Below are 6895 nucleotides of genomic sequence, written 5' to 3'. Positions count from 1 at the left end.
CTACGGCCAGGAAGGCGACGGCACCCTGTTCACGATGGTCACGCTGTCCGGGGCCACCTCGAGCGAGTTCCAGAGCTTCGGCGAACCGCGCGTCGGCACGCTGTATCCGCCGGAACTGCGCCCCGCGGGCCTGGTGCGCATCGACGACATCGCGCTCGATGCGCGCTATGCCGGCAGCGCGCCGCAATTCGGCTTGCCGGCCGGGCATCCGGCGGTGCGCAGCTACATGGCGGTGCCGGTGGCTGCGCGCTCGGGCGAGCTGCTCGGCACCATGTTCTTCGGCCATCCGGAGCCCGGCGTGTTCACCGAGCGCAGCGAGCGCATCGTGCGCGGCATCGCGGCCCAGTCCGCGATCGCGGTCGACAATACCCGCCTGTACGAAGCCACCCGCCGCGCCGCCGAGGAGCGCAAGGTGCTGCTCGAGAGCGAACGCGAGGCGCGCGCCGAGGCCGAGCGCAGCAGCCAGATGAAGGACGAGTTCCTGGCCACCTTGTCGCACGAATTGCGCACGCCGCTGTCGGCGATCCTCGGCTGGTCGCAGGTGCTGCGCCGCGGCAGCCGCGACGGCGCCGACCTCCAGCGCGGCCTCTCGACCATCGAACGCAACGCGCGCGCCCAGGCCCAGCTGATCGAGGACCTGCTCGACATGAGCCGCATCACCTCGGGCAAGGTGTTGCTCGACATGCAGGCGATCGCCCCAAGCAGCTTCATCGACGCCGCCGTCGAGACCGTGCGCCCGGCCGCCGACGCCAAGCGCATCGCCATCGAGAAACACTACCTGGCACCGGGCGCCCTGGTGGCCGGCGACACCGGCCGCTTGCAGCAGGTCATCTGGAACCTGCTGTCGAATGCGATCAAGTTCACCCCGCGCGACGGCCTGGTGGCGGTCGAGGTCAGGGAACGCGATACCGAGGGCGGCAAGGTGGTGGCGATCACCGTGCGCGACGACGGCGTCGGGATCCGTCCGGAATTCATCACCCACGTGTTCGAGCGCTTCCGCCAGGAAGACGCGTCGATGACGCGCCGGCATGGCGGCCTGGGCCTGGGCTTGTCGATCGTCAAGCACCTGGTCGAGCAGCACGGCGGCACCGTGCGCGCCGAGAGCGCCGGCGAGGGCCTGGGCGCCAGCTTCACGATCGAGTTGCCGCGCGCCGAGCTGCCGGCCGCCGCCAGCCGTCCGGCACGCGCAGCACCGGCGCCCGCGCCGGCGCCGGAGCCGCTCGACGGCGCCGTGCGCGACCTGGCCGGGCTGACGGTGCTGGTGGTGGACGACGCGCGCGACGGCCGCGAGCTGATCGCGCGCATCCTGACCGATTGCCATGCCCGGGTGCGGGTGGCCGCCAGCGCGCGCGAAGCCTTCGACGCCTTGCGCGCCGACCGGCCGGACGTGCTGGTGAGCGACCTGGGCATGCCCGAAGTCGACGGATTCGAACTGATCGGCTGGGTGCGCGCCCTGCCGCGCGAGGCCGGCGGCCAGCTGCCGGCCATCGCCCTGACCGCCTTTGCCCGTCCGGAAGACCGGCTGAAGGCGCTGGAAGCGGGATTTTCGACCCATATTTCGAAGCCGGTCGAACCGGGAGAGCTCATCGCCGCGGTCGCTTCGGTAGCGGTGCCGACTGCACAGATGGTGAATGGCGGAGCACGCGCCCATGGTCGATAATGATCCTACCCGGACACGCGGCGCTGTCCTACAAGAAATTTTTAGGCTTTTGCTAGACTATGAAGAGATGGGAGGTGTCCATTCCAAAAGGAAATGGCACACGTTACCGACAGCGTAGAAGAGAACGAGCATGCCGAGCAGACAAGACATTTTGAACGCGAAGATCCTGGTGGTCGACGACTCGCCCGACAATATCGAGCTGATGGAAGAGATATTGCGCGAGGAAGGCTACACCTGTGTCAGTTCGACGATGCTGCCCGAGCAGGTATGCCCGCTGCATCGCGAGCACAACTACGACCTGATCCTGCTCGACCTGCAAATGCCGGGCCTGAACGGCTTCCAGGTCATGAAGGGATTGAAGGAAATCGAACAGGGCGGCTACCTGCCGGTGCTGGCCCTGACCGCCCAGCCGAGCTTCAAGATCGCCGCGCTGGAAGCCGGCGCCCGCGACTTCATCAGCAAGCCCTTCGACCTGCTGGAAGTGCACAAACGCATCCACAACATGCTGGAAGTGCGCCTGCTCTACAAGGAGCTGGCGCAGTACAGCCGCGCGCAGCAGGAACTGGCGCTGCACGACGCCCTCACCGGCCTGCCCAACCGCCGCCTGCTCGAAGACCGCATCGAGACCGCGCTCCAGCACGCCAACCGCAGCCATACCAAGGCCGCGATCATGTACCTCGACCTGGACGGTTTCAAGGCGATCAACGACACCTATGGCCATGCCTATGGCGACGACATCCTCAAGATGGTGTCGCAGCGCCTGCTGGCGAACTCGCGCAAGGAAGACACGGTGGCGCGCCTGGGCGGCGACGAATTCATGGTGGTGCTGGGCGAGATCCACAGCCTGGCCGACGCCCAGGGACCGGCCGCCAAGCTGGTCGAAGCCGTGTCCGAGCCCTATTTCATCAACGACCTGACCCTGCGCCTGTCGACCTCGATCGGCATCAGCATCTACCCGGACGACGCCGAATCGGTCGATGCATTGATCAGCATCGCCGACTACGCGCTGTACGAAGCCAAGCGCGCCGGCAAGAACCGTTTCTGCTCGCCGGCGGCGAACCGCCAGGCGGCAAGCAAGATGCCGGCGGCGAATCCAGCCGTGGAGACGGCGGCGCATCGGTAAGCGGCGCTGCGCGCCAGCCACGCCATCCTCACGCAGGGTTAAATCCCGGCCTCGGCCGGGAGTCGTGGCCGCCAGTGGCGGGCATGACGGTTTTCGCCCAACACATCGAACTGGCTCCCACTACCAGTAGCATTGGCACGTCGTTCCCGCGCAGGCGGGAATCCAGCGTCGGCGCGCACCAAAACAAACAGGCCACCGGCAGCTCCCGCCGCCCGTGGCCCGTCATGGAAGCAACAACCGCCGATCGATCAGCGGTTCCCGCCTTCGTCCTTCTGCAGATACCTGGTATTGATTTCCGCGGAACGCAGCAGCTCTTCGCTGTGCGATTCGATCGCCTGCGCGGCCTGGTGGTCGCGGCTGGCGTCGACCTTGTCCGGCGCCACCTCGATGCGGGTGATGCTGGACTGCACCGACACCGGGTCGCTGGCCGGGAAGGTCATCTCGACGGCGTCGTCGAGCAAATCTTCCCTGGCCTGCTCCGTGCCCGAGGCGCCTTCGCAGCTGGACAGGGCCTTGATGGCGATGGCGTAGTTGACGATCTTCATGTTGGCGAGATCGCCGATCGTGTGCACGCCGGCGGCAGCAAAGGCGCTGGCCTGCTGCTCGGTGACGCTGTTGAGGGCGGTCAGCGGAGAATTGACGAGGTCACGGAAGGATTTACCGTGATAGTCTTGATTTACGATAGAGTCGATATTCATTATCTGTCCTTTCATATAGGCAGCCCCGTCCTCGATTTGATACGGTTGAACTGGACGAATCCACTATCGCATAGCCGACTGGCGCCGTATGTGCGGCACCGTACATGTCAGGATGCGCACGATTGAGTTTTGCCTGTCTGCACTTAAATTGCCCGTGATATCATTCTTTGTTATTACAGTGATTTTTTAACCGTAACAATCTTGTTTGGTATGATCTTTCCTAAGGGCACGACCTTTAGGGAAAGCACAGCGAACCATCGTGGCACACACTGACAAACCCAAGATTCTGGTCGTCAACGACGACGCCGCCAGCTTGCTAGCGCTGACGAGCCTGCTCGACCAGTGGGCGGATGAAAGCAACTACACAGTGCACTCGGCCCGCTCCGGCCAGGAGGCCCTGCGCCAGGTGCTGCTCCACGATTTCGCCGTGATCCTGCTCGACGTGAACATGCCGGGAATGGACGGCTTCGAGACCGCCGAGGCGATCCACCAGCGCGCGCGCTCGGCGGACATCCCGATCATCTTCGTGACCGCCTTCCTGGCCGACGAGATCGACCGCCTGAAGGCCTACCAGCGCGGCGCCGCCGACTTCCTGTTCACCCCGGTGATCCCGCAGATCCTGCACGCCAAGGTCTCGGTGTTCGTAGCGCTGGCGATGAAGAACGAGCAGCTCAAGCGCCAGGCCGAGAAGCTCTCGCAGCGCACCACCGAGCTGACCGCGACCAACCGCCGCCTGGTGCGCGAGATGGAAGAACGCCGCGACGCCGAACGCAAGAGCCACGCCAAGGACGAATTCCTCGCCATGCTCGGCCACGAGCTGCGCAACCCGCTGTCGGCGATCAGCAGCGCTTCCTCGCTGATCGGCATGGCCGGCGCCAACGCCGAGACCGTGGCCCGCGCCAAGCAGATCATCCAGCGCCAGAGCCAGCACCTGTCGCGCATCGTCGACGACCTGCTCGACCTGTCGCGCGCGATGTCTGGAAAAATCCTGTTGTCGCGCAAGCCGACCGACTTGTCGAACCTGGTGTCCGGCTGCCTCGAGACCCTGCGCGCCACCGGCCGCACCGCCGGCTACCGCTTCAGCACCGACCTGGCGCCGGGCTGGGTCGACGGCGACCCGACCCGCCTCGAACAAATCCTCACCAACCTGCTGGACAACGCGCTCAAGTACACGCCCGCCGGCGGCAGCATCGACGTCGGGGTGGCGCAGTCGGGCGAGGACGTCGTGCTGACGGTGTGCGACAGCGGGGTTGGCATTCCCGAGGAACTGCTGCCGCACGTGTTCGACGTGTTCGTGCAGGGAGCGATTTCGATCGACCGCTCGCAGGGCGGCCTGGGTATCGGCCTGTCGCTGGTGCGCCGCCTGGTCGAGTTGCATGGCGGCAGCGTCAGCGCCGCCAGCGACGGCAACGGCAGCGGCAGCACCTTCATGATCCGCCTGCCGCGCACCGAACCGGTGGCGGCGCCGGCACACCCGCAGCCGCCGCTCGGCGACGGCACCGGCAAGCCCGCGGTGCTCCTGATCGAAGACAATGAAGACGGCCGCGAGATGATGGCGACCATGCTGGCCGCCCATGGCTTCCCGGTCGACACCGCCGCCGACGGGCTGCAGGGCGTGGCGGCCGCGCTGGCGGGACGCCCGGCCGCGGCGCTGGTCGATATCGGCCTGCCCGGCATCGACGGCTACGAAGTGGCGCGCCGCCTGCGGCGCGACCCGGCCACCCGCCACATCCGCCTGATCGCACTGACCGGCTACGGACTGGCCGAAGACAAGCGCCGGGTGATGGAAGCGGGCTTCGACCAGCATCTGGTCAAGCCGGTCGGCATGGAACAGTTGCTGGAGGCGCTGGCGCCGACGCCGGCCCAGGCCGACGTGGCCTGAGTTTCCCGCGCCCGCGGGCGTGCGCCCTGCCCTGTCGACGGTCCCGGCTGGGCCGGGACAGACAGGCTATTACGCCAGTTCGGCGGCCCGCGCCGCCATCTCCTGGCCGAGCGCCTGCAGGTCCAGCTTCAGTTCCTTCATCTTCGGGAACATCTCCTTCTCTTCTTCCTCGACGTGGTGGTCGACCAGTTCGCCCAGCACCTTCACCTTGGCGTCGTACAGGTCGTCGCCCGGGTCCATTTCCTGGATCTGGGCGATCAGGTCCTTGGCCGACGCGTGCTCGACGACGGCCTCGTCGACCATGTCCTCGGTTTCCTCGGTCGCTTCGCGCACCGCCGGATACAGGATCTCTTCCTCGATCGTGGTGTGCATGATGAGCGCCTGGCAGATCTCGTCGGCGAGTTTTTTCTTGCTGACCTTGGCGCGGTCGGTCATGTTCTCGAACTTCTCGAACATCTCATGGACTTCGCGGTGCTGCGCGGTGAGCAGCGTGATGGCATCCTGCGATTTGTTTGCGGTCGTCATTTGTATTACCCCCGGTTATTGATAAAGTGGTATCGCCACGCCCCAAGCTTCGCCCGAAACCGCCAACGCGACTGTACGGCAGCGCACGCTGTTTCCGGTCGCCCGGCCGCTACAATTCACCCGGCTCGCGCGCCGCCTCCGCGCCAACTGTTGTATGATTTGGGGAAACATTTAACCGAGCCTACGATGACCGAACCGGCACATCAGCAGCCCGCCGCCGCAGTCGCCTCGACGGCGCCGGCCGCGGACCGCACCGCTGAACTCACCGAGATGCTGGGCTACCTCGCCGCCTGCTGGGACGAGGAGCGCCGCCTGCTGGCGCGCCAGCTCCATGACAGCCTGGGCTCGTCGATGACGGCGCTGACCATGCACCTCGCCCTGCTCAGCCAGCACATCCCGGCCGAGAGCCAGGCCATGCGCGACCGCGCCGCCCAGATGAAAGGGCTGCTCGCCAACATCATCGAAACCAACCGCAAGATGCAGCTCGAGCTGTGGAACGACAAGCTGGAGTTCCTCGGCCTGAAGGCCGCGCTGGCCGAACTGGTGCCGGGGTTCGCGGCCGCCCACGGCTTCAAGGCGCGCACCAGCCTGCCCGACGAGGACGAATCCTATACCCGCACCCAGGGCGTGGTGCTGCTGCGCTGCGTCGAGGAAGGCCTGCGCAACGTGGCCGCCCATGCGCGCGCCACCGAGGTCGACGTGATCCTGGATGACGACGGCGAGCAAGTGATGCTGACCGTGCGCGACAACGGCCGCGGCCTGCCGGACCCTGCCAGGGTGCTGGAATCGACCAGCTGCCACGGCCTGCGCCTGCTGCGCGAACGCGCGCGCTTCCTGGGCGGCACGCTGGAGCTGGCCGCCGGAGAGAACGGCGGCGCGGTGCTGCGCATGACCTTGCCGAAGCAGGCGCCCGCCGGCTGAATCCTCGTGAGTCCGTAGGGTGGGGGGGGGGGGGGGGGGGGGGGGCGGGTGTTGTGGGGGCGCCCCACCCACCCAACAGCGAGAGC

General features: G+C 66.6%; 6 protein-coding genes. 4 read left to right on the top strand and 2 right to left on the bottom strand.

Annotated features, from left to right (window positions below):
• Together ACK4S9_RS20410 and ACK4S9_RS20405 are read left to right on the top strand one after the other, a co-directional pair.
• Nucleotides 1-1660: ATP-binding protein (locus ACK4S9_RS20410; protein WP_409729330.1), on the top strand; the 1660-nt coding region annotated here is incomplete at its 5' end.
• 130 nt (nt 1661-1790) lie between these two features.
• The gene (locus ACK4S9_RS20405) at nt 1791-2783 is read left to right on the top strand and encodes a diguanylate cyclase domain-containing protein (protein ID WP_409729328.1); all 993 of its coding nucleotides are present in this window, start codon (nt 1791-1793) and stop codon (nt 2781-2783) included.
• A 248-nt stretch (nt 2784-3031) separates the two neighbouring features.
• Here ACK4S9_RS20405 and ACK4S9_RS20400 read toward each other — a convergent pair whose 3' ends face one another.
• Nucleotides 3032-3481 carry a hypothetical protein gene (locus ACK4S9_RS20400; protein WP_409729327.1) on the bottom strand — a complete coding sequence of 150 codons (450 nt, stop codon included), beginning with the start codon at nt 3479-3481 and terminating at the stop codon, nt 3032-3034.
• A gap of 259 nt (nt 3482-3740) precedes the next feature.
• Between ACK4S9_RS20400 and ACK4S9_RS20395 the strand changes: the two genes are divergently transcribed.
• Entirely contained in the window at nt 3741-5363 is a 1623-nt protein-coding gene (locus ACK4S9_RS20395; RefSeq protein WP_409729325.1) for a response regulator, read from the top strand.
• Nucleotides 5364-5432: 69 nt separating this feature from the next.
• Here ACK4S9_RS20395 and ACK4S9_RS20390 read toward each other — a convergent pair whose 3' ends face one another.
• On the bottom strand, nt 5433-5888 hold the full coding sequence (locus tag ACK4S9_RS20390; RefSeq protein WP_409729323.1) for a hemerythrin domain-containing protein: 456 nt from the start codon (nt 5886-5888) through the stop codon (nt 5433-5435).
• 186 nt (nt 5889-6074) lie between these two features.
• Here ACK4S9_RS20390 and ACK4S9_RS20385 point away from each other — a divergent pair, with 186 nt between their 5' ends.
• On the top strand, nt 6075-6809 hold the full coding sequence (locus ACK4S9_RS20385) for a sensor histidine kinase (protein ID WP_409729321.1): 735 nt from the start codon (nt 6075-6077) through the stop codon (nt 6807-6809).
• Nucleotides 6810-6895 lie beyond the last annotated feature (86 nt).

Source organism: Massilia sp. (genome assembly GCF_046293535.1).
Lineage (GTDB): Bacteria > Pseudomonadota > Gammaproteobacteria > Burkholderiales > Burkholderiaceae_D > Telluria.
This window is presented reverse-complemented; position numbering and strand designations above follow the sequence as displayed.

Coding starts and splice junctions, on each gene's coding strand:
- ACK4S9_RS20400 (WP_409729327.1), bottom strand. CDS start 3,481: ATGAATATCGACTCTATCGTAAATCAAGACTATCACGGTAAATCCTTC.
- ACK4S9_RS20390 (WP_409729323.1), bottom strand. CDS start 5,888: ATGACGACCGCAAACAAATCGCAGGATGCCATCACGCTGCTCACCGCG.
- ACK4S9_RS20405 (WP_409729328.1), top strand. CDS start 1,791: ATGCCGAGCAGACAAGACATTTTGAACGCGAAGATCCTGGTGGTCGAC.
- ACK4S9_RS20385 (WP_409729321.1), top strand. CDS start 6,075: ATGACCGAACCGGCACATCAGCAGCCCGCCGCCGCAGTCGCCTCGACG.